Below are 24,628 nucleotides of genomic sequence, written 5' to 3'. Positions count from 1 at the left end.
ACGCCTCGGCCTGTGAGCACATACCCTATGGGAGCGGGCCCCTGCCACATTTGATCTTCAAGAGCGCCGCCTCGACCCGCGTGAGCGGGGCGGGGCGATGCCAGTACCCGGACACACAAAAGCATCCTCCTGCACCACCTTTCTCGCCCCCCCGTCCCTAGGCTTTCAGGACTACTTATTCAGCAATAAGGTCTTGAGATCATGTCTGATTCCATCCATCGAAACACACCGTCCCTGGTCGCAGTCGACCCACGTGGGTTAATTGTTCGTAACGTCAATTACCACCGCTCAAGCGCGGAGGATGAACCGCAGGTGCGCATTCATCGTCAGGTCTTTGGCAGTACAGGCTTGATGATTGAACAATGGGACCCACGTCTGTTGCAGTTGTCACGCTCACAACCCGACACCGCGCCTAATCAACGCACGGTCTATAGCCTTGGTGGACAAGCGTTGCGCACCCATAGCGTGGATGCCGGCTGGCGACTGACGCTGCTGGGGGAAGCCGGGCATCTACTCGAAGAATGGGATGGCCGGGGTGCTCACCACGCTCATCACTACGATCAATATCTGCGGCCGATCGCCGTCTTCGAGCAGGCGGCCAGTGACGAGCAAGCGTTGTGCGTCGAGCGTCTTGCCTATGCCGTGTCCTCGGATGAGGAGGCTGCGCGCAACCGCTGTGGCCGGGTGGTTCGCCACGATGACGGCGGCGGCTCGTTGTTCCACGAGCGGTATGGGCTGCACGCAGAAGTTGCTCAGCAGATCCGACGCTTTCGGCAGGCGGATGCCACGCTGGATTGGCCGCAGCCCACTGCACAACGCGAGGTGCGCCTGGAGCCCGAGAGGTTCCAGACATCCATTGGGTTTAACGCGCTGGGTGAGCGCCTGCATCACACGGACGCCAAGGGCAACCGCTTTGACTACGCCTACGGCATTGACGGCCAACCGGCGAGTATTGTTGTGACGCCCAAGGGCGGCGTGCGTACGCAGGTGCTGGGCCAGCGGGACTACAACGCAGCGGGTCAGGTGCTCAGCGAACGCGCCGGCAACGGCGTTGTGCGTGCCATGCAATACCGTGAGTTTGACGGTCGCTTGCTGCAAATGACTGCCCATCTACCCGCACAACCGGGCGCAGCGTTGCAAGACCTGCGCTACGACTATGACGGCGTTGGCAACATCGTGCGGATCGACGACCTTGCCCAGCCGACGCAATGGTCGAGCAACACCCGAATCAGTTCGGCCAGCCTCTATGAGTACGACTCGTTATCGCAACTGACCAAAGCCACTGGCCGCGAAACCGCCGGTAACACGGGAGGCCCGGCGTTGCCGGCGAATGTGACGTTTGGCTCGACTGACGACAGCGTATGGCGTCGCTACACCCAGCGATTTTACTATGACGCCGCCGGCAATTTGCTCAAGTTGCAACATGTGCCCAGCAGCGGCGCCGGCTTCACGCGGCAGATGAGCGTGGCCGCGGGCAGCAATCATTTTGTGCCGCAGGCTGATGGCAAGACCGCGCCGGGGTTGGGCCAGGGCTTTGACCGCAACGGCAATCTGCAAGCGTTGGCAGGTGATCACAAGATGAGCTGGGATGTGCGCAATCAACTGGTGCGCCTCACGCAGGTGCGACGCGAGGGCGGCAATGACGATGAAGAACGCTACGCCTACGATGCCGCGGGCCAGCGCATCCTCAAACGCAGGGTCTCCCAGGCCAGGGGCGTGGTGCATACGGCCCAGGTGCGTTACTTGCCTGGGCTGGAAATTCGGCATGACAGCGCAACGGGTGAGCAACTGAATGTACTCAACTTTGATGCCGGTACGACCACGGTGCGCATCCTGCTTTGGGATCGCCACCCTTCGGGAGGGCGCCAAGAGGCGCAGATCCGTTACGGCTTGTCGGACCACTTGGGCAGCAGCAGCCTGGAGTTGGGCGAGCAGGCGCAACTGCTCAGCCAGGAAAGTTATTACCCTTACGGCGGGACCGCGTGGTGGGCGGCGAAAAGCTCCGCCGAGGCGAGTTACAGGTTCATCCGTTATTCGGGCAAGGAGCGCGATGCCAGTGGGCTGTCTTACTACGGCTTCAGGTATTACGCGCCGTGGTTATGCCGCTGGATCAGCCCGGACCCGACCGGCGATGCCGATGGCTTGAATCTGTACGCCATGGTTGGCGGTAACCCAGTCACCCAGGTCGATGTGCAAGGGCTGGCCGCCACACCGGCTTTGGAGGAGCCGCAGGACAAACAAATACGCAGGCTTTCCGTCAGTCGCAGGCTCGCGAATATAGGGCGGGTTATGCGCCCCAGGATACAAGCAGCCTCGTCGGCCGCGATTCGCGATGGATTATCCACCTATATCGCCAATGCCATTGCGACGGGCGTCGATCTGGCGATCTTCAGCAACCTGCAGCCCACGGCGCAACGCAACCAGATTTTGCGCATTAGCGTTGCGGTGCTTGATGCCGTGTCCTCGGCACATATGAGCACCGGTATCGTCGCTAACTGGACGCACTATGCGCCACAGATCGGTGCTGTTTTTGCAGGTGCCGCAGGTATGGGTTATGCCATGTATGGCGACTCGATAGGTGATCAAGCCGAGCACAGCTGGGACCCGGTGGCGGTTCAGCGTTTGGGCGGGCATGTTCGCGCGCTCTCCAGGGAACTGGTGCAGCAAGTCTTGCGTGGGCACGGTACTGGCATCTCCTGGGGCAGCACGCCCCTGAGCGGCAGGGTCACGCGTACCGCCGGAACGACGGCGGCCTATGCCCTCGCTACCGTGGCCAATGCTGTTTATGGCGGGCAAGTGCCTGCGCTGATGCAACCCAATGTCTCACCTGCAATAGAAGCCTACGACGGGGCGGTGGGAACGATGATTCGCGGCGGTCACCTGACCGCTGCCCACGACCCCCATGGCCAGACCCTGCAAATGCCGGACCCTGCCGCGACGATACACGGTGGGTTGAGCCGAATGTTCAATCAGGTGTGGACGCATTGGGCCGCGTCCGGTGTCGAGGCATTGGCTGTTGCGCTGACGGGCCTGCCCCAGGCCGCACAAAGCCGGACCACTCGAACGATTGTCATGGCGGCCCGCGGCGTGATTGCATCACTGACCGAATGGCGCGGCTTTTTCGTAACGTTTGCCCGGCGCGGGTATACAACGTTGGCCTCGCGCTGGGGCGCAGCCCGGCGATCCTGAGGAGAAGATGAATGGGCCGGCGCCGCGGCCCATGGTTCTTCAGTCAGTAGTTTGGCTTGCGTTCAGCTCTTCATGGGTGTCGTTTTCGTCCTCATTGACGGTGTACCAGGCCCAATAGGTGGTACGCCGCATGAATCCCCCCGCAGTGAACGTCTGCGTCGGGCGTCCGAGGGGGTCATACAATTGCCGGTCGCTGTGACCCAGCTCACGCATGGAGTGATCATTGACGTAGGTGTGGCTATTGGCGAAATAGGGGCGATAGGCACGTATGACCAAGCCCTTGTTGTTGTATTCGACACGCTCGCTGACGCGCCAGCGGGGATCGGCATCCACTTCGCGCAGCTGGTTGCTCAAGGAGCCGGATGCATCTGCCACCTCGTCGACCAGCAGGTTGCCCTTGTCGTCCACTGCATAGGCCTTGCCTGGTTCGGTCTTTTGCTTAGTCTGTAACGAGCGGCCGAAGCCGTCCCAGCAGGTCAGGGTCATGCGAACCTGTTGGTCGGCATCGCCGGGGTAGCGGTCGGCTTGCGACATGAGCCCGTGTACCGGCACGCGGCTGGCCTTATCGATCAACGCCTTGAGTTGTTTTTCGCTGTCGCCGAGGGGCTGGCGACCACCACTCAGCCGCGCCCGCGCGCTCATGCGGATATGCCCGCTGGGGAGCAGATAGTTCTTGGTGACCCACTCAGGCTTGACCAGGGCCAAGTCGATGCTGCCCATCCAACTGAACGGGGCGTAGCAGTGCGCGCTGGCCATGTCTTGCAACACGCTTTGCGCCTGTTCGATGGCTAATTCGGGCGTCACATGGTTGAGCGTGCGGTAGCTTTCCAGGGCAGCGAAACCCACTCTGAGGCCTTGTTCACTGCCGTAAAACGTGCTGGCGAGCAACTGCCCAAAACCGTCATAAAGCGCTTCTTGAACAGTGCCATTGGGGTCGACGACTTTTATCGGCAGCATCACTTGATAGTCGTATTCGGCCGTGGTCACACAACCGTCGGGCATTTTTACGCGCACGGTTTGCAACGTATAGGGGTCATAGTTGAGCGTTGTTTCGCCATGGGCCTCGGTGGCCCGCAGCGCCCTTATCCGATAAAACTGGGTGGCCTTGCCATAGCGGGGAAAATGCCGGCGAATCGACCACAGACGGTTTTCTTTGGGCGGCGCCTCACCGTTGAAGAGAAAAAACAGCTCCATGCTGTGATAGCCGCTGTCGGTGAGCTTTTGCACCAGGTCCACCTTGGGTTGGTTGGGCATGGCCGGGATGTCGTTGTAGGCGCTCAGGGCCTGGTCATCCAGCTCGGCGGTTTCCAGGTAGTCAGTCAATGCCTGGGCAGTGGCGACGCCTGGTGCCAGGGTTTTACCCAGGCCACCGGCCTGCCGGTAGTGCTGCACCGACAAGCCGCTCAGTGTGCGCCTGGCCCCAGCGGCCAGTGGCCCGTCTTGGGGGTCGATGAACACCTCATAGGTGATACGCGCAGGGTCCAGCCCGCCAGGCGCCGGTGCCTTGCCAAGCACCAGGGCGTTGTCTCGTTGGCGGTAGGGCAAGCCCAGGCGCCACTGCTGTGCGTCGTCCAGATGAATAGGCTGCGCCAGCGTTTCGCTCAGGTAATAGAACTGTTGCGCGTTGTCATGGGTATCGCGCCACCAGCGCTGCTGGTGCTCATCCACCAGCACGGCCGGCGGCGGGCTGGTGGCGGTGCTACGGCGGGCATAATGCAGGGACACGCCATGCACCAGGTAACCATAGGCATCCCAGCGCAGGTTGATCTGGTGCTGGCAGAGGGGATCGTCTTTCACGCCTTCATACTGATAGCTGATCGACTCCAGGGCTAATGGCAGCAACCGGGCGTAAGGGGTATGGGCACTGGCCGGCGCGAGTTCGCGGACCAGATACCGCTGGTGTTGGACTGAGTAGGGCACGGCGCCTTGCGCCGGGTCCGCCGCCATCAGTTCGACCCGCAGCACCCTGCCACTGAGTGCACGGGCCACCTCGCGTGCCAGCGCCGGTGCGGGGTCGCTGATCAAGTCGTCATGATGCTCCAGCGGCTCTGCCTGAACCGTCCCCCTGTAGCGGCTGACCAGCGTGCGGCCGAGAGCCTTGGCGTGCGGGTCATGAGTGCTCTGGTCGAGGCTGGGCATGTCAAGGGATCGCCCGGTATGAAACCAGGTTTTGCTGAGCAAGGGTGCGCTGGAACCCTGCGTGAGGGGGGCGTCCTTGCGGCTGTCGGTGTCGGTTTGCAGCAACAGCCCAAAGCCACGAAACTCACGGTCCACGCGGTCGTAATAAGCCTGGCGATAGCTCACGCGCTGGGTCAACTGGTTGCCGGTAATCTCGTCTCGTTGGGCTTGTTGGCTGACCAGCAGCAGCGCAAAGGGTAACTGGCTGATCGCAGGCTGGCCCTTGGTATGCAGCTCGCGTTTTTCGTCCAGCCACTCCTGGGCACTGCTGCGATATTTGATCGAAGCCTGAGCGCCCATGTTGTTGTCGGTGCGTATGAGCAGCCAGGGCTTCTGGCTGTAAAAGTCGTAGCGCCAATGGATGGGGGTCTGGTGGGCGGCGGTCAGGATCAGGCTCGGACAGCCCAGGCCGAGCACGTCGATAATGCTGACCTGGCAGTGGTCGTCATACTGCACGCCTTCTGGCCACGGCACGTTGATCGCCTTTGTCTCGAAGCCGTTGCCGCCTTTGTTGAGGAAAATACTCAGATGAGTGGTGCTCAAATACAGCAAGTCTGCGGCGCCGCCGCCATTGAGGTCGACGAGCAGCACATGCGCCGCGTTGAACGTTTGATAACGCAACGGCAATGTGGCCAATACAAACCCCTGGGCAAAACGGCCGCGACCCAGGTTCGGCCAACATTTCACTTCGTTATGCCGGATACGCACCAGATGCTGTTGGCCTGTGGCGAGTACATCGCTGAACACCACCAGTTCGTTGGGCGAGGCGGAAATGATCGGCAAGCCATCGTCGGGCGTGTGCGGTACCTCGGTGGCGGGAGCGAAGCCGGACGCTCGGCGATTTTCATACAGGCGCACGCTACGCGGGCCGATCATCGCCAAGTCATGACGACCTGCCCCCATCAAGTCAGCAAGCATGCCTTGGGGGTGGAAGAACTCCGAGGGGAATGCATCGAACGGTGTATAGGTTGACCAGTTGCGGTGTTCGTCCAGGCTGAAAAAACCGTTCATCCCGTGCCCGGCCACCAGCCAGTCCAAGCGCCCATCGCCCTCCACATCGGCCAGCGCCTGATGGAGGGGGCGAGTGCTGTCGGCGACCGGCACCCGCGTTAATTCCACGGCCTCGCCGTAGCTCACCTGGTCGCGAGTTTGCGGGTTTTGCGGCCGCTGCGGTTCACGGTAATACCAACTTTTATCTGCGCGATACAACACACCGGGCAAGCCTTCGCCATACAGATCCACCAGTTGATAACGAGCGCCGTCATGCAGCTTGGGAAATGCACCAAATGCCTGGTAGCGGCTCGGGTCGACGTTGAGTTGGCTCGACTGATAAAGGCACTCCAGCGGCGGGCGGCTCACCCTATTGCCCGCGCTGTCGAAGGCTTGCTCATGGACCCCGCTCAACAGGCTGACATGGCTGGATGTGTGGTATTGCAGTAGCAGGCGCTTGGACAACACGGGGTCGAGGCCCATTTTTGTTTCTTTAGGGAAGTGGTGAAACATCAGAATCTGGCTGCAGCGGCGCAGGGTGCGTAACTCGAAGCCAAAGGCAAAATCCGAGCAGGGATCGGGTCGCACAGGCCATTGCTGAGTTTTCTGATACGTGGGCCGCTGTTCCAGATCAAGGGAGCGTTCGCCATAATCAAAGAGCAATTGGAAGTGCCAGCCTACGTCCGGTTTATCCTCGGTCTGCCACAGATACAGCTGCTCTTGCTCCCTGGCGGTGAAGTTGCCATAGCAGACACTTTCCAGGTAATGCCGGGCACGACAATCCCTGGGATAGCGCGCGTTGTCGGTTTCTTTTGTGTAGTGATAATAAATGTGCTCGCCGTGGGCATTCAGGCTTTCCTGCAGCAACCACTGCGCCACATGGTGCGTCTGGTCCGGATCGGCAATCCGGGCCAGCGAGGTTTTTCCGTAAAAGTGCTGGCTGCCATCGGCACTCTGTATCAACCAGAAACCCGCCGTGTCGGTTGCCGTTTGCCAGTGTTCGATACGGTCGAAGTGGCTCTGGACCCTGGGGAAATACCGGGTGGCCGTGTAGGCGATGGTCAGTGGCAAACCATTGAAAGAGGTCGCGGAACGGCTGACGATCGCCCCTTCAGCGTCGCGCTCGGGTAGCCATATTTGCGCGTCGGGGCCCACCAGTACGTCGTGCTCCGTGTAGGCCGGCACGCCATGGGAGGTACGCCGGCTGACGGCCGGCAGGGCAACCTCCCAACCCAATCCGAAGGGGCTGTTACCGGCGCCGCTTCGGTAGGTCAGCGACATGGCGGGTGCGTAGCCGCGCGCGGGAGAGATCGGCAAGGGAATCTCAAAGTTTGCCGTACCACTGGAGCCGATATCGCTCCAGCCCTTACCCGTGCCTTGAATGGCACCGCCGCCTTTTGGCAGGGCCGGGGTATTGACCTGGAGGTTGAGCGTATCGTCGTTCATGCCTTGCCCCCGCTGACCGTCGGCACCCTAGCGGTGTAACGCAGGTGGATGACGATATCGTTGATCGATTCGAGTACGGCTTTTTGCAGGGTGTGATTGGGGAACGCCAAGGTCCAGTTGGAGATGGCCCCGGTGTATTCGAAAGGCAAGTAGCGATCGTTGCTCTCGAAGTTGAGGGTGAACAGGCCGTTGTCATCCAGTCCGGTGGACAGTGCGATTTGCTGATGGGCACGCATGTCGCGGCGCCGCCCGCCTGCGGGCAATACGATTTCGTTGTGGGTCTGGGTCAGTATCGCCTTAATGTCCTCATAGGGGCCTAGCGTCGCGGGCAACGACACGCTGATGCTTTTTATTCGCCGCAGGATGTGGTTGGGGTAATCCTCTTCAAACAGCGCCTCGGACAACATGAAGCACAGCGTGCCGGTATCGACCAGTTGTCGTTTATGCTCGGCCCATTTGTTTTGCGTACTCGATGATTGAGTGCCGGTTGTGCCTGTTGTGGGCGTGGTGACTTTGCAATCGATCATGCGATGACGCAGGGAGATGGTCTTGACGATCTCCAGGTCCCGGACGTTATGGTTCAAATAGGCCGCATTCATCTTCAACAGCGACAGCTTCAGGGCCTCACCCGCCAGGTAACCGCGGTAGTTGTTGTTCCAGGCTCCGGGCTGGATAAACGTGCTCGCATAGTCTGCGACTTCGTACTGCCAGCACGCTTGTGCGGTGCGGCACAGGGAAAGGCTCAGGTCATAAACCTGGTAGTAGAACTTGCTCAGTTGTGCATTGAGCCAGTCATACAGTTGGGCCCTGGTAAAACGCTTGGCCAGCAATTGGTAGTTCGACCAGGCCTGGGCCAGGGAAGTCTCGGCCAGGCGTAATTGCAGGCGCGTGGCTTTTTCCTGCTCGGCATAGGCTTGTAACTGGGCATCGACCTGGGCCAGTTCGAGTCGGGCCTGATCCTGGGCATGCGCCCATTCTTGCTCCCGACGGTTGAATTGCTGGGAGCGGTCCAGGTCTGCGGCAGTGCCGCGCAACGCCGTCGCGACGCCTTGGGCCAAGGCCTGGGCTGCATAGAACGGGCCTTCCCAGCGCGACCCGCCGGTACTTGTACCGAAGATGTTCGGCGCTATCATTGCGATGCCGGCCCCTGCAGCGGCGGCGGAACCTGCGGTCTCGAATCCGCTACTGATCAAGTAGAGTTGGCCTGCATGCGCTTCTGCGGGGCTGATGCCTTCGGTGAGCAGGTGTTCGTAGTGGCGCATCCGCGATTCGATCATGCTCCGACTGGCGCCGAGTGCCTGGCGGTTTTTCTCGTCGAGCAACAATGCCTGGTGTTGCTGGGTTACGACGATATTGGCCAAGTCCCAGGCTTGTTGTTGCTGCAACTCCAGGTATTCAGTCTGTTCCTTGCGCTCAATCAGGCTCAGCATCGTGTTGCCGAATTGAATCACCGCCTCGGTTGCCGTGAGTGCGTGGCCCAGCATGATCTGGAAGCGATAATGGCCGACTTGCGCGTCAATGAACGGCGCCGCGCCGCCTGCGCCGAAGGCTCCGCTGTTGCGGCTGGCCAACAGTTTGAGCGGTGAAAGTGGAGTTGCGTACAGCGACAGGCGCAAGGGTTTGCCGGTGATGTCGAGACTGTACCGTAGGTTATGCAGGCGACTTTCGAGCTTGTCCCAGCGCGTTACCAACTCGGTATTGAAGGGTAGGCACAGATTATCGGTGTCCGTGAGCGAAGCCAGTGCGGCGCCTTCGGTCGCAGGGGTGACATTGATGGGTGGGTTTTCCTGCTCCAGTTTTTCCAGAGCTTTAGAGCGCTTCGACGCCAAACTTTCGAGGGTGATCTCATCCCACGGTTCAGTGGTGGTGACGCGGGGGCGTGGCCCCAGAAAGTGATTGGCTCGCGTGTACCAGAGTTTGGCTTGGGTCAGGCTGTCGGGGGTGAGCTGCCGATAGGCGGCATCGCCACGATTAAGCAGTATATCGAGATAAAACAGGTAGATTGCTTTGCGAAAATGCACCGGTGAGCGAATCGCCAGTTTGTGTGGGTCGTGGCTGACGCAACTTTCGAGCGGACCTGTACGAACGAGCTCGTTGAACCCCCAGAATGCAGGGCGTTCGCTGGTCTTATCGGCCAACCGCCTTGGGTCGAAGATGTATTTGAGCCAGGCTTGGGCTTCGACATACTGCTGCTCCTGATTCAGGCGGTGGGCAACCAGCCAGGGCACGTACAGGAACAGCTCCCAGAAGTACTTGCCGTGAGCCCCGTTAAAGTCAATGTCGTCTGCCGCACCACTTGGCGTGAGTGGAGGTTCTTGCCACGTTTTGGGCGTTAACGAAGACAAATGCTCAAGGCTGACATTGGCCTCCTTGACCAGCTTGCCGGCAAAACAGGTATTCATGCGAATGCGCAGGGGGATGTCGGCAGGCGGGATAGAGGTGTTCGTTGGGAAATCAATAAATTCGGCGGTGCCGAGTGTTTCCGATGTCAGCCTCTTGATCATCGGCGCCAGTTGTTGAGTGAGCGGTGCGCCAGAAGTGGAATCGGCCAACTTCAAGGTGGTCGCTTTCAGGGCATACCCGAGAATTGCCGAGTCGCCTTCTTTGGTAGGCTCAAGCGTCATCACCCCGTGTATCAAGGTGATGCCCGACGTTATTTCCTTCGTGGTCACTGGAATACGCGCCGTGACCCGATGCCCAGTGGGTAATTCGGGAGTTGATCCGGTGAGGCTTTCGTGGACAGCGTCCTGATAGTTGGTGATTTTATGTGAGTTGGCATTGATTTTTTCGGTGAATGGATAGTCTTTAAAGTTGGCTCTCATAATAATGTGCTTGTAGGCACGCAATTGAGAGGTGCTCACGTTGGGCCTTTTGATAGTCAACGTATTTTGTGAGTGCAGTGACGTCTTTTTATCTGCGTCTGCGTCTGTGTATTTACTGTAGCGGTCAATGGCGACCTGGATGGAGTTTTCTGTACTTGTATATAAGCTGATGAACGCATTCTTATCGATGTAATGATCTTCTAGCGAGATAGTGTCTGTGTCTTTGTCTTTGGGCTGAGCGACGATGAGTAACCCGCTCGCGGTATGGACAGCGTTGGGGAACTCATCATGCGTGGCCGTGTTTTTAAAATAAAGAGCGTAAAAATCAGTTTTTAACGTGTCAGTTGGACCGGTAATTTGAGAACCGCTGGTCAGTTTAAGCTGAGTGGCTGTCGGATCATCCAATGCGTCATCTACTATCAGTACGATGCGGATATTTTTAGGCGCTGCTTTTGTTAGTGTCACACTGTACGATTGCCGGAAATTGCCATTGAGGGTGGACGTAAATACGAGTTCATTGGTGTTTGAATCAAACGAGACGTCACTGGCTCCAGGGCTTTTTATTTTTTCTCGATTTTTTTCAAAGTTCCAATAGTCGTTGTTTTCGGTAATTGTTTCCTCTGTGGGGGAAATCGAGTGTTTTTTTGGAGACATTACCTTGAACTGCAAGTTGTCTTGGTTTTTATGAGCAAAGAACGTGAGGTATTGCCGAGCGGTGTCAGGCAGCAATTCGCTGTAGTATCCACTCACACTTTGATCTTCGCCTTGAACCACAGCCTGCACTTTTTTCTTCTGCGACGGATCAAAGTGTTCCAGGAGCCGGTTTATCTCCTCCTCCACCTGTGAGCCGGGCAGCACGCTGTAGCGCTCGGGGCTGCCGCCATCGGCGATGGTGGTGATATTGAAGGACTGATCGATGTGGACAGCCTGGAAAAATTTGCCAATAAAATTCTCCTGCTGTTTGGGGTCTTTACGGCTGGTGGCCAGGACACTTAAAAATAGGACAGGGGGGCCGTTACTGTCGACGATAGCCACTGTCTGTGTAATGGTTTTCAGGAAGACAGAGGTCAATGCGTTGACGTCTTCGGTGGCACAGTGCTCCTCAATACACGCTTTGGGTGCGCTCCAACTGCCATCGTGCTTTTTATAAGAAAAATTGAGGCGAAACTTGACGTAGCGGCTGTTGATCCATTCGGCCAGCTGTTTTTTTTCCTCTGAATTTGTTTGCGCCGGTGGGACGGAACTGGTGGGGGCGGGTTTGATGCATTCGGCCCAGATGATAAATAGCCGGTTATTGAAATACACCGGCCGGATACTTTGCTCGGCGGTGGCGTCAGACACCGACAAGTTGATGTTCTCCCAGTCTGACCAGGCGTCCTGGAAAAGTACCGAGCCAGCGCGCTTGGACAGGTCGAGGGAGCGCCAGTAATAGGTGTTTGCCGAGCTCGATTTACCGACGAAGTAATAGATGCCGCTATACAGGTTGCCCACGTCGGCGTCGATATAACCGTTGATCGTGCGTATGTTGGCGGTTTCCTCGAACCTGGCCAGGTAATTCTGAACCGCCGTGGTGACGGTATCCGCTTGAATTCGATACTGGCTCAGGTCGTTTTCCAACTGCTCAAAGCTGTCGGTTTTGTCACGCCGTAATGTCGGGTCCAAGTAGTTGGCGGGGTGATAGTGCAACTGCTGGTTGGCGTTCCAGAGTGCGTAGGTGTGTAACTGTTCGCGCCATAATTTGTCTTGTGGTGCGGTCATGCCCTGGTTTTCATAGCCCGGTTCCAGGCCGAGCTGGATGCGCGTGATGTACTGCTGCAGGCTGGAGATGGCACAGGCTACCGGACTGGTCGGTACGGCTTGGCTGACTTGTACGTCGAGCAGCCAGTATTCGTAAAGGTCGTCGGCAAGGGTGATCTTTTCCTTTAAGTCGGTAGGTACCTTGTAGGTCAGGTAGTACGCGAGCATGGCGTCGCGCAGGCTTTCATTGAGCTGTTGATTAAGCGAGTCAGACATGATCAATCCTTGAACAGGTCGAATGTGAGTAGTGTGTGAATGGGTTATGGATACGCACTGGTGATCGCCTCACCGACGCTCTTCCAGTCAGCAAACGCAGAATCGGCTTTCAGTTCGCTGGCTTTAATCAGCATGTTGGCAGGCAGGCCTGTGTCGATGCTGGCTTGGCGGCAGCGCAGCACCCAGTCCAGGCGGTTCATTGAGGTAATGCGTGGAGGTTTGAGTTGGTTGCTGAAGACATCGATTTCACTGGCACTCCAACCTAAAAGTTGAGCGAGATGCTCGTTCGTGTCTTCGCTGGTGTTTTTCGCTGCGCTGTTGGGCAGGGCGTTGGCGTGTTCGAAGTAGTTCAGAAGCTGCTCTTCCGTCAGGCCGCAGTGGTGGATGCAATGTTTGAACTGCTGCATGAGGTAGAGGTTGTACGGGGTCAGTTCAAGCAGCGAGGGCGCCTTGTACTTACGCGTGAGCCAGTGCGGATTGACCAGGAACTGGTGAAGTGCTTGTGAGCTGAGGGGAAGTTGCAGAATATCGGCGGCGTGAGGTAACAGCAGTATCAGATAACTGAGGGTTTGCAGCGGCGCAGCAGCGGGGGCATATAAACGCAGGAAATGCTGGTCATTGTCGTATTTCTGATAGCCGTTGGCATCGCTTGGGGCTTGTGGGACGGCTTGGATGATTGCTTTAAGGCGTAGATATAAAGACCACAACTCATCACGCACCGTGCTCAGCAATGTGTTGAGCTTGGACTTCGCTTGGTTGATCAACTGTGTCGTACGGGCAGGCGCCGTGCTGATTTGAACGGAAGAGAGCACGTGATCGAGCGCTGTCTCGATGTTGTTACTGGGACGCATCTGTTGCAGCGCCGTATAGGCCAAGACTTCCCAGTCAACGGCGGGTAAACGATCTTTTTCGTCAAGGGGTTGCTGAGGAAGATCAAGCGGTTGCAACGCTTTGGAAAGGGACGCTTGGTCATAGTGGGTGAACTCCTTCAATAGCTGATTGATGACCGGGTCGTGGACCTGGCGATCCAGCAATAGCTGGCATCTGAGCAACGCCAGGCTGCTGCCGTTTTCTTTAAACCAACGGCTGGCCCATTCCAGGTGCATGAGCACATCGAGAAAGTCAGTCATGCCCTTCGGTTTGTTGCGTAACGTTGGGTGGCGCAACTGCATGAGAAGGTTCGCATTCCCGAGCATTTGCACCAGTTGTCGGCATTCCACGACCGATACCCCAAACAGGCGAGCGATTCTCGCTTGCCGATAGATCTCGCTGACTGTCTCGATCGTACGGGTTGCAGGCTTGTTGGGGTTGATCAGTAGTTGAAGCGAATCCTGGGTGTCTTGCAGGCCCAACCCAGCGCAGAGCTGTTGCCGGGTGGTATCGTCGAACGTAGCGCTGTCCAGATACAGGGGGGGCAGGGCGGACCCGGTGCGATTAAATACCTGGTCGAACAATGACACGCGGTCGCCTGAGGCATGAACGGGTAATTGATGAAGCCAGGCAGCGAACTCTTCGGCTTGCAATGTGTAGCGTTTGCTCAAATAGCAAAAGACCCCCAGCGCCCGGAGGGTGTTATGGGTGATCAGCAGCGTGTTGTTGCGATTGCCTTCGCAGCGCATGGCGCTGACTATCAGGGTGTCCAATTGCGCGAAAGGCAGGCCGAGCCAGCGCTGTAGACGAATCATGCGTTGCAGCCTGTCGAAGCGCTCAAGGCTGATGTTGGTCAGCTTGGCGTTGTCCAGGCTGATAGCGGGTGTGGTCGTGCCGTTGATGTAGCACGCACCGTAGGTGAGGCTGGTTTCTTGCTTGCAGTTAGGCGATTGGCGTGGTGACTGAGTCTGTAGTGCAAGCAGTGCCTGAAGCTGGTCGGCATCCAGTTGTGTGTGGCTCAGAAAGTCAGTGAGTTTTGCCGGTCCGATCAGATCAGTCTTCCAGTTGTAATAGTTGTGATAGAACGCTTTCGCGCCCGCTTCGGCTACCCAGCTACTTTTCAGCAGCGTCTGTTGTTGAGGGCTCAACCCCGATAACTGACATTGGACCTCGTTGTTCTGTTCGCCGACCTGCCCGTAACTGCTGGTTTCTTCCGCCAGCGGCAACTGGCGACTGATGCGATAGTTCAACTCACCCAGCGCCGGCTTGTCGCCCGACAAGCCCTGTTGGCATTGCTGATGGTGGAAGTGATAGGGCAGGGAAAACGGGTACCAAGTTTCACTCAGCACCTTATAGGTATCTTCTTCTTTGGCCTGCGCGATATTTTTGAGCAGGATCTGGTTGACGATCGACAACATGGGAACCTGGCCCGAAACGCTATGTTGGTTGAGTACCAGGTCTTTGAGTTCCGGGCGTCGCTGCGACAGCTTGAGTGCGCGGGTGTCCTTGGTGTTTTCTTCCAGCTGCAGGGCGAATAAATAGAGCGCCCGCAGGTAGGCAATCGGCGAATCGACCGCTGCAATAGACGAACTGGAGCAGAACTGGTCCCACTTTTCCTGGAACAAGGCCTGGTAGATTGCGCTGGTCTTGGGGGGGATACTGCGTTTATTGCGCGGTGCAGAAGCGGGCGGCGAGACTTGCTGTTCGCGAAATAAGGTTTCCAGTTGCGTGGCAGCGTTCTGGGCCTTGAGATACACCGTGTGGGCATCGTCATCGTTGTACTTTTTCAGTTGCTCGGTAAAGGCCTCTTCGGACAAACGTACGATGTCCAATATCGAGTGGATGTTGAGGCGCCGCAGGGCGGTCTTGAAATCGTCCCGACCGGGAGCGGGCGGGCGTGAGTGATCAATCAGTTGAGCGAGCAACGGGCTGTTGTCGGTTTGCATATTCATACGTTCCTTCACGCCCGCCGATGGGCCGGCGGGCAATGAAAAACGCTATCACGCAGGTTAATGGGGCCAGGTATAGGTATTTACAGGCAGTGTTGGCGCCCGCCGGTTGAGGTGCCCGTACACCGATACCACCTCGCTGCAAGACATGACTCCTAGGCTTTCTGACCATTGTGCAACTCAGGTCATGTGATCATGTCTACTTCACTTCATCGAAACACACCCTCGCTTGTGGCATTTGACCCCCGTGGGTTGGCGGTCCGTAGTGTCGCTTATCTGCGCGCTACCCCTCAGGCTGCTCCGACGGCCCGTATCAGGCGTCAAGTCTATGGGGCCAGCGGCCTGATGCTTGAGCAGTGGGACCCTCGCCTGCATACCCTTAAATCCCGCGAACCATTGACCGAGGCGAATCAGGTGTCGGTGTACAGCCTGTCCGGTACGCTGATCCGCCGCAACGATGTGGATGCAGGCATGCGGCTGATGCTGTCGGCGCCCTCCGGGCAACTGTTGCATGCCTGGGACGGGCGGGGTGCTTATCAGCGCCACGACTACGATGCTTTGCAGCGTCCGGTGGCGGTGTTCGAACAAGCCGGCGACCAAGCGCGCCCCCGATGTGTCGAACGCCTGGTGTATGCCACGCCAACACCCGAGCACCGCGCACTTAACCGCAGCGGCCGTTTGGTACACCATGCCGACCCGGCGGGCACGCAGGTGTACGAGCAGTATGGGATCACTGGGCAAGTGCTTGGACAAACGCGGCGGTTTCGCGAGGCGCCTGGCGATGTGGACTGGCCGCTTGCCCAGGCCGATCAGAACCCGCAGTTGGAAAGCGCGCATTACGCTACACGCTGGGCGTTTGACGTCCTTGGCGGCACCTTGGAACAGGTCGACGCCAAGGGTAATGTTCGGCACTTTGCCTATGGTCTGGACGGGCAGGTGAAACATATTCATCTGACCTTGAAAAGTGGCGCGCGCAAGACCGTGATAGAGCGCTACGTCTACAATGCCGCCGGTCAGGTGGAGGAGGCCCTGTTGGGCAATGGCGTGAGCAGCCTGGCCACCTATCGGGCCGAGGATGGCCGTATGCGCCGACTGGTGGCCCATCGCAAAAATGAGCGGGCAGCGCCGTTACAGGATTTGAGCTACGACTATGATCCGGTGGGAAATATTTCAAACCTGCAGGATCAGGCGCAACCGACGAAATGGAGCCACAACACGCAAGTGCAGGCTTCATATCACTACGAATATGACTCGCTGTACCAATTGACCCAGGCGGCGGGCCGGGAAAGTGTCGCCGCCGCCATCGGGCCGGCGCTCCCCTCGCGTATTTCGTTCGGTTCAACCGATACCGGTCTATGGCGCACCTACGCCCAGTACTATGCCTATGACGAGGGAGGCAACCTGACTCGGCTGCGCCACGTGCCCTCCAGTGGTGTCGGCTACACCCGCCACATGCAAGTCGCAACGGGCAGTAATCGCGCGTTGTCGAGCGAGCATCCGGTTGGCGAATTGGCGCAGGGTTTTGATGCCAATGGCAACCAGAAACAGCTTGGGCGTGGTTTGCCGATGGCGTGGAATGTGCGTAATCAGTTGTCCAGGGTCACGACAATTCAGCGCGAGAAAGAGGACTCGGATGAGGAGGCTTATGTGTATGCGAGCGACGGCCAGCGTGCGCTCAAGCTGACTCGCCAGAAGGTTGCTGGGAGTCTGCAAACGGCTCGTGTGTATTACCTGCCAGGCCTGGAACTGCGCCATCGGCCGTTGCGTAAGCTCAATGTAGTGCGTCTTGAAGTGGCATGTTGCACGGTGGAGGTCTTGCAATGGGAGGTGGGACTCGATAAGGCGGCAGCCGATGAGACCCTGCGCTTTTGCCTGAAGGATCAGCAGTCGAGTCATGGGTTGGAGGTGGGCGAACAGGCTGAGTTACTGAGCCAGGAGAGTTATTTTCCGTATGGGGGGACGGCGTGGTGGGCATCGCGCAATGCGGTGGAGGGCAGCTACAAGACCCGCCGATACTCCGGCAAGGAGCGTGATGGCAGCGGTTTGTATTACTACGGTTTGCGCTACTACGCTCCATGGTTGCAGCGCTGGATAAACCCCGACCCCGCAGGGGGAGGCGCGCAGCTCAATCCTTATCTCATGGCGTTTAACAACCCGGTCACGTTCGTTGATTCAATGGGGTTGCAGCCTACCGCCATGGAAAATATCAAGTTACAGGACGAAATCGTGATGATCCTGGTGCTGGTCTTGCTGGGCCTGGGGGCGGGAGCGCTGCTGGGCAGTGGGGGGGCGGGGGCTGCCGTGGGGGCTATGGTGGGAGGCGTACTGTTTGGTGCCAGCCGCTTTAGTGCCTATCAAAGCAGGCAACCGCAGGCCATGGCCAGCGCAGCGCAACAACAGGAAGAACAGTTCGCCAGGAATATTTCGGAGGCGGCGATCGGGGCGGCGCAGGAGAGTGGGCTGAGTCACGAAGAAACGGAGCGGTTGGTGAATTTTGTCTATGCGCGCCGTCACGCTGAAGAAGGCATTACCTTTTACGTCAGTCAGCGTCAGGGGACCCTGCGTGGCTACGTGGGGCCTGTGGACCTGTCCAGAGACGTCGCTCGCATACTGAGGGAGAGTCGTAACCCGATGCCTGAGTTGAAACGCATGGGCTATAGCGCGATAGTGCTGCGAAGCCCAGAGCGTGAGTCCGTTGCCGCGAGCGGTCAGCAGGCGGGGTCACGGGCGTTCGAGGTGGGGGTGACGACACAGGTGGCTGGTCCAAGTCGCGCACGCGGTGGGCGGCAAGCACAGGCGCAGGTGCCGTTGGTAGCGCCGGCAGCAGCGAGAGCCGCTGCCCCGCAGATGGAGTTCGATACCGCGAGGCTTGTAGATACCCAACTATCGGGCCGCGAGCGTCGCAGTATTGCCCTTACCCTCAGCCACTTGCGTGAAGGGCGGTTCGGCGCGGTTCATTGGCATGCTCACCGAGACCAACTATGGTCCGCTGATTTGCATGGCTACGCCTCTTCTCGCGGGCGTGGTGCCTATCGATTGATGTTCAGCCATCTCGGTGGCCTGCGGTACCGCGTGGAGGGGGTACGTAACCCACACCGATGAGGGCATATCAGCGGCTGCATGCCGATGCGGTGGCGGCGTGGTTTTGCTAGAATGCGCGCCGCGTCGCCTTGGCCGACGCCTTTTTGTATCCGGTTCACCCCTTACGAGGGTAGCCACCTGGAGAGAACACCCATGACTCAACCGATTGTCGTGGCGGCACTGTATAAGTTCGTCACCCTTGAAGATTACGTCGCCCTGCGCGAGCCCCTGTTGCAGGCGATGGTCGACAACGGCATCAAAGGCACCTTGCTGATCGCCGAAGAAGGCATCAACGGCACCGTTTCCGGCAGCCGCGAAGGCATTGACGGCCTGATGGCCTGGCTGAAAAAAGACCCGCGCATGGTCGATATCGACCACAAGGAATCCTACTGCGACGACCAGCCGTTCTATCGCACCAAGGTCAAACTCAAGAAAGAGATCGTGACCCTGGGCGTTGAAGGCGTCGACCCGAACAAAAAGGTCGGTACCTACGTCGACCCGCAGGATTGGAACGCGCTGATCAGCGACCCGGAAGTGTTGTTGATCGACACCCGTAACGACTACGAGGTGTCGATTGGCACGTTCGAAGGCGCAATCGACCCGAAAACCACCAGTTTTCGCGAATTTCCCGACTACATCAAAGCCAACTTCGACCCGGCCAAGCACAAGAAGGTCGCTATGTTCTGCACCGGCGGCATTCGCTGTGAGAAGGCGTCGAGCTACATGCTCAGCGAAGGCTTCGATGAGGTCTACCACCTCAAGGGCGGTATCCTGAAGTACCTCGAAGAGGTGCCCCAGGAAGAAACCAAATGGCAGGGCGACTGCTTTGTGTTCGACAATCGCGTGACCGTGCGCCACGACTTGAGCGAAGGCGACTACGATCAATGTCATGCCTGCCGCACACCCGTGAGCGTAGAAGACCGCACCTCTGAGCATTATGTGGCCGGCATCAGTTGCCCCCATTGCTGGGATAAGCTGCCGGAGAAGACCCGTCGCAGTGCGATCGACCGCCAGAAGCAGATCGAACTGGCCAAGGCCCGCAACATGCCGCACCCGATTGGTTACAACTACAAGCAAACCCCTTCCGAGGCCTGAGCCATGTCTGCGCGCCTGCTCTATGTAATGGACCCGATGTGTTCCTGGTGCTGGGGCTTTGCCCCGGTGGCACAAGCGCTGGTAGAGCAGGCCCAGGCGGCCGGCGTGGACGTGCACCTGGTGGTGGGCGGCTTGCGCACCGGCAGCGGCGCGGCGCTGGAGCCGACTACCCGGCGCTATATCCTTGAACACTGGCAGGCCGTCACCGACGCCACCGGCCAGCCGTTCAAGCGTGAGGGCGCGTTGCCCGACGGGTTTGTCTACGACACGGAGCCGGCGTGCCGCGCGATCGTCACCGCACGCAGCCTGGCGCCGGATTGTGCCTGGAAGCTGCTGGGGCTGATCCAGCGCGCGTTCTATGTCGAAGGTCGGGACGTGACCCTGGCCCCTGTGCTGGTGGAACTGGCCGAGCAGGCCGGTATTCCACGCATCGAGTTTGCCGGCGAGTTCGACCGTGCCGATCAGCACGCGGCCACGGCGGCTGATTTTACCTGGGTGCAGGACCTGGGCATTGCCGGGTTCCCGACCCTGCTGGCCGAGCGCAACGGCCAGTTGGCCTTGCTGACCAATGGTTACCAGCCGCTGTCCGAGCTGTCGCCGTTACTGGGTCGATGGCTGGAGCGAGCTGCCTGTGTATGAACAGCCTCCACGCACCGACCGCCTGACCTGGGCGGAAATTCGCCGCCTGGCCCTGCGTCACAAGAAATCCCTGTGGGTCGCCAACGGCGTCGCCGTGCTCGCCACCCTGTGCAGCGTGCCTATCCCGCTGTTGTTGCCGTTGCTGGTGGACGAAGTGCTGCTGGGCCATGGCGATGCCGCTCTCAAGGTGATGAACCACGCGCTGCCCCTGGGTTGGCAAAAAGCTGCTGGCTATATCGGCCTGATGCTCATGGTCACCCTGGCCCTGCGCTGCGGCGCGCTGGTGTTCAACGTGGTGCAGGCGCGGCTGTTTGCGCGCTTGGCCAAGGACATCGTGTACCGCATCCGCGTGCGCCTGATCGAACGTCTCAAGCGTATCTCCCTGGGTGAGTACGAAAGCCTGGGCAGCGGTACGGTCACCACCCACCTGGTGACCGACCTGGACACCCTGGACAAATTCGTTGGCGAAACCCTCAGCCGTTTCCTGGTGGCGATGCTGACCCTGGTTGGCACTTCGGCGATCCTGGTGTGGATGCATTGGCAACTGGCGTTGCTGATCCTGTTGTTCAACCCGTTAGTGATCTACGCCACGGTGCAGTTGGGCAAGCGCGTCAAGCATCTCAAGAAGCTGGAAAACGACAGTACTTCACGCTTTACCCAGGCGCTGACCGAAACCCTGGATGCCATCCAGGAAGTGCGCGCCGGCAACCGCCAGGGCTTTTTCCTCGGGCGCCTGGGCCAACGTGCCCAGGAAGTGCGTGACTACGCCATCCATTCCCAGTGGAAAACCGACGCGTCGAGCCGCGCCAGTGGCTTGCTGTTCCAGTTCGGCATCGACATCTTCCGCGCCGCGGCCATGCTCACCGTGCTGTTTTCCGACCTGTCCATCGGCCAGATGCTCGCGGTGTTCAGTTACCTGTGGTTCATGATCGGCCCGGTGGAACAACTGCTGAACCTGCAATACGCCTATTATGCGGCGGGCGGCGCGCTGTCGCGGATCAACGAGCTGCTGGCGCGTGCCGATGAACCGCAATACCCAGGCGGCGCAGACCCGTTCAGCGGGCGCGAGACGGTCGGCATCGAAGTGCGTGGCCTCGACTTTGGCTACGGCGAAGACCTGGTGCTCAACCAGTTGAACCTGGCCATCGCACCGGGTGAAAAGGTGGCAATTGTCGGCGCCAGCGGCGGCGGCAAAAGCACCCTGGTGCAACTGTTGCTGGGGCTCTATACGCCCCAGGCCGGCAGTATTCGTTTTGGCGCTGCCACTCAGCAGGAGATCGGCCTGGAGACCATCCGCGAGAACGTCGCGGTGGTGCTGCAACACCCGGCGCTGTTCAACGACACCGTGCGCGCCAACCTGACCATGGGCCGTACCCGCACCGAACAAGCCTGCTGGCAGGCGCTGGAAATCGCCCAACTGGATGCTACTGTCAAAGCACTGCCTTTGGGCCTGGACAGCGTGGTCGGGCGCTCGGGCGTGCGTTTTTCCGGGGGGCAGCGCCAACGCCTGGCCATTGCCCGCATGGTGCTCGCCGAGCCTAAAGTGGTGATTCTGGACGAGGCCACGTCTGCATTGGACGCGGCCACCGAGTACAACCTGCACCAGGCTCTGGCGCGGTTTCTCAGTGGGCGTACTACACTGATCATCGCCCACCGGCTGTCTGCGGTGAAGCAGGCTGACCGAGTGCTGGTGTTCGATGGCGGGCACATTGCCGAGGACGGCGACCATCAGCAGTTGATTGCCGATGGCGGGTTGTACGCCAAACTGTACGGACACTTGCAACAAGTACGTTGATTTAGCTTAGGCTGTGCTATCGGGAGCGGATTTTCGCGTGCGTATCAAGCTGTGCATGTGCAAGGGACTTCATGAAGCAAAAGCGGACTCTCGGAACGCCACGCCTGTTGGGTATTGTCTGGCCCTTTATCGCCGTCGTGTTGTTCCAGGCATTGTTAGGCTGCGTCAGTCTCTACGTGCTTTCGGCAGTGCGGGGCTATGTGGCGGGCGAAAGCCTGTGGTCCAAGGGCCAGAAAGATGCCATTTACTACCTGACCCTCTACGCCGATAACCGCAACGACGCCACCTACCTCAAATACCAGCAGGCCATTGCCGTGCCCCAGGGTGGGCATGAATTGCGCATTGCCCTGGACCGTCCCAATCCCGACATGGAGGCCGCGCGCCTGGGTATTCTCAAGGGCGGCAACCATCCGGACGACGTTTCCAGCCTGATCTGGCTGTACCTCAACTTCCGTCATTTCAGCTACCTGGAAAAAGCCATTGAACTGTGGACGGTGGGCGACGGCTACCTGGTGCAGTTGGATGAGCTGGCCCAGGAGATGCACGGCGCCATTACCTCCGGCTACGTCAGCGATGACGATGTCCATAGTTGGAAGGCGCGCATCACGGCCATCAATGAAGGAGTGACGCCCGCCGCCAAGGCGTTCAGCGATGCCCTGGGCGAAGGTTCGCGGATGATCCTGCGGCTGTTGTTGATCACTAACCTGGCGACCGCCCTGGGCCTGATCGTGTTGGCGTTGCTGCGCACCCACAAGTTGCTGGCCCAGCGTCATGCCTTTGCCGATGCGCTGCAAGCGGAGAAGGAGCGGGCGCAGATCACGTTGGAGTCGATTGGCGACGGGGTGATTACCACCGATGTCGACGGGGCCATTGCCTACATGAACCCTGCAGCCGAAGCTTTGACCCACTGGCGCTCGGAGCAGGCCCAGGGCCTACCGCTGGCGGCGCTGTTCAAGCTGTTGGATGAAAACGCCGAGCCCGACGGCTTCACCCTGATTGAACACATCGTCAAGGGCCAGTTCAGCGGCGGCAGCGAGCATTCCAAGCTGATCCAGCGCCTGGACGGCAGCACCGTCTCGGTGACCCTGGTGGGCGCGCCGATCCGCAGCGCCGGCAAGATCAGCGGTGCGGTGCTGGTGCTGCACGACATGACCCAGGAACGCCAGTACATCGCCAACCTTTCCTGGCAGGCCACCCACGACGCCTTGACCGGCCTGGCCAACCGTCGCGAGTTCGAGTTCCGGCTTGAACAGGTGCTGCAGCAGGTCGCGCGCCAGCAAAATGGGCGACATGCCTTGATGTTCCTTGACCTCGACCAATTCAAGCTGGTCAATGACACCTGTGGCCACGCGGCGGGCGATGAATTGCTGCGCCACATCTGCGCGCTGCTGCAGTCGGACCTGCGCGAGGGCGATACCCTGGCTCGGTTGGGCGGAGACGAGTTTGGCATCCTGCTGGAAAACTGCCCGGCGCCGGTGGCGGAAAAAATCGCCGAGAGCCTGCGCCATACCGTGCAGAGCTTGCACTTCGTGTGGAAGGGGCGGCCCTTCATGACCACTGTCAGCATCGGCCTGGTGCATATCTCCCAAACCCCGACCACCCTGGAAACCTCCCTGCGCGCCGCCGACATGGCGTGCTACATGGCCAAGGAAAAAGGGCGCAACCGCGTGCAGGTCTACCACGTCGATGACTCGGAATTGTCTCTGCGGTTTGGCGAGATGGCCTGGGTACAGCGGCTGCATATTGCCCTTGAGGAAGACCGCTTTTGCCTCTACGCCCAGGAAATTGCGCCGTTGGGCACTACCGACGCCGGCAATGGACACATTGAAATTCTCTTGCGTCTGCATGACGAAGCGGGGCGGATCATTTTGCCCAACAGTTTTATTCCGGCCGCCGAACGTTACGGTTTGATGACGTCCCTGGACCGTTGGGTAGTGGAAAACGTATTCAAGATTATCGCCCGCTGCATGCATGAGCGTCCGGGCCGACCCATGGCCATGTGTGCGATTAATCTGTCAGGAATAACCATTGGCGACGATGACTTTTTAGGATTTTTACGTCAGAAATTCGATACTTACAACATTCCACCGGAAATGATTTGTTTTGAAATAACTGAAACCAGCGCTATCGCCAATTTGGGCAGCGCGATTCGATTTATTAATGAACTCAAAGCGTTAGGCTGCCATTTTTCCCTTGATGACTTTTGCGCCGGAATGTCCTCATTCGCATATTTGAAACATTTACCTGTAGACTTCCTGAAGATCGATGGAAGTTTCGTAAAGGATATGCTGGACGACCCGATTAACCGCGCCATGGTCGAAGTGATCAACCACATCGGCCACGTCATGGGTAAGCGCACAATTGCCGAGTTTGTTGAAACACCGCAGATCGAACAGGCTTTACTTGAGATAGGTGTGGATTACGCTCAGGGCTACCTGATTGAACGCCCGCAATTGTTTACCTTTGATAGCCTGCAGTGCCGCCCTGAGCGGCCGCAGCCACTGTTATTCAAGGCGCCCGGCACTTTCCGCTGAAACATTTGCTGGTCTGTACAATCACAC

9 protein-coding genes are annotated in these 24,628 nt (G+C 58.8%); 6 read left to right on the top strand and 3 right to left on the bottom strand.

Annotated features, from left to right (window positions below):
* Positions 1-201 precede the first annotated feature (201 nt).
* Positions 202-3,189 carry an RHS repeat-associated core domain-containing protein gene (locus A7K61_RS13135; RefSeq protein ID WP_069557727.1) on the top strand — a complete coding sequence of 996 codons (2,988 nt, stop codon included), beginning with the start codon at positions 202-204 and terminating at the stop codon, positions 3,187-3,189.
* A gap of 39 nt (positions 3,190-3,228) precedes the next feature.
* On the opposite strand, the gene A7K61_RS13130 is transcribed toward A7K61_RS13135, so the two are convergent.
* The 3 genes from A7K61_RS13130 to A7K61_RS13120 are packed head-to-tail and all read right to left on the bottom strand — an operon-like array spanning position 3,229 to position 15,454.
* Positions 3,229-7,803: a SpvB/TcaC N-terminal domain-containing protein gene (locus A7K61_RS13130; protein ID WP_069557726.1), complete on the bottom strand. Its 4,575-nt coding sequence runs from the start codon at positions 7,801-7,803 to the stop codon at positions 3,229-3,231.
* The gene (locus A7K61_RS13125) at positions 7,800-12,638 is read right to left on the bottom strand and encodes a neuraminidase-like domain-containing protein (protein WP_069557725.1); all 4,839 of its coding nucleotides are present in this window, start codon (positions 12,636-12,638) and stop codon (positions 7,800-7,802) included. The genes A7K61_RS13130 and A7K61_RS13125 overlap by 4 nt, the downstream gene beginning before the upstream one ends.
* Before the next feature lie 44 nt (positions 12,639-12,682).
* On the bottom strand, positions 12,683-15,454 hold the full coding sequence (locus tag A7K61_RS13120) for a Tc toxin subunit A (RefSeq protein WP_256557823.1): 2,772 nt from the start codon (positions 15,452-15,454) through the stop codon (positions 12,683-12,685).
* A gap of 348 nt (positions 15,455-15,802) precedes the next feature.
* Here A7K61_RS13120 and A7K61_RS13115 point away from each other — a divergent pair, with 348 nt between their 5' ends.
* The 5 genes from A7K61_RS13115 to A7K61_RS13095 all read left to right on the top strand — a co-directional run bounded on the left by A7K61_RS13115 (position 15,803) and on the right by A7K61_RS13095 (position 24,601).
* Positions 15,803-18,559: an RHS repeat domain-containing protein gene (locus A7K61_RS13115; protein WP_171905472.1), complete on the top strand. Its 2,757-nt coding sequence runs from the start codon at positions 15,803-15,805 to the stop codon at positions 18,557-18,559.
* 132 nt (positions 18,560-18,691) lie between these two features.
* The gene (locus A7K61_RS13110) at positions 18,692-19,633 is read left to right on the top strand and encodes a rhodanese-related sulfurtransferase (protein WP_032896045.1); all 942 of its coding nucleotides are present in this window, start codon (positions 18,692-18,694) and stop codon (positions 19,631-19,633) included.
* Positions 19,634-19,636: 3 nt separating this feature from the next.
* A complete protein-coding gene (locus tag A7K61_RS13105) occupies positions 19,637-20,272 on the top strand; it encodes a DsbA family protein (RefSeq protein WP_032896046.1) in 636 nt (211 codons plus the stop codon).
* A complete protein-coding gene (locus A7K61_RS13100) occupies positions 20,265-22,067 on the top strand; it encodes an ABC transporter ATP-binding protein (RefSeq protein ID WP_069557722.1) in 1,803 nt (600 codons plus the stop codon). The genes A7K61_RS13105 and A7K61_RS13100 overlap by 8 nt, the downstream gene beginning before the upstream one ends.
* 71 nt (positions 22,068-22,138) lie before the next feature.
* A complete protein-coding gene (locus A7K61_RS13095) occupies positions 22,139-24,601 on the top strand; it encodes an EAL domain-containing protein (protein WP_047711455.1) in 2,463 nt (820 codons plus the stop codon).
* Positions 24,602-24,628 lie beyond the last annotated feature (27 nt).

Origin of the sequence: Pseudomonas sp. AP42 (assembly GCF_001728935.1) — a bacterium.
Taxonomy (GTDB): Bacteria; Pseudomonadota; Gammaproteobacteria; order Pseudomonadales; family Pseudomonadaceae; genus Aquipseudomonas; species Aquipseudomonas lactis.
This window is presented reverse-complemented; position numbering and strand designations above follow the sequence as displayed.

Coding starts and splice junctions, on each gene's coding strand:
- A7K61_RS13135 (WP_069557727.1), top strand. CDS start 202: ATGTCTGATTCCATCCATCGAAACACACCGTCCCTGGTCGCAGTCGAC.
- A7K61_RS13130 (WP_069557726.1), bottom strand. CDS start 7,803: ATGAACGACGATACGCTCAACCTCCAGGTCAATACCCCGGCCCTGCCA.
- A7K61_RS13125 (WP_069557725.1), bottom strand. CDS start 12,638: ATGTCTGACTCGCTTAATCAACAGCTCAATGAAAGCCTGCGCGACGCC.
- A7K61_RS13120 (WP_256557823.1), bottom strand. CDS start 15,454: ATGCAAACCGACAACAGCCCGTTGCTCGCTCAACTGATTGATCACTCA.
- A7K61_RS13115 (WP_171905472.1), top strand. CDS start 15,803: ATGCTTGAGCAGTGGGACCCTCGCCTGCATACCCTTAAATCCCGCGAA.
- A7K61_RS13110 (WP_032896045.1), top strand. CDS start 18,692: ATGACTCAACCGATTGTCGTGGCGGCACTGTATAAGTTCGTCACCCTT.
- A7K61_RS13105 (WP_032896046.1), top strand. CDS start 19,637: ATGTCTGCGCGCCTGCTCTATGTAATGGACCCGATGTGTTCCTGGTGC.
- A7K61_RS13095 (WP_047711455.1), top strand. CDS start 22,139: ATGAAGCAAAAGCGGACTCTCGGAACGCCACGCCTGTTGGGTATTGTC.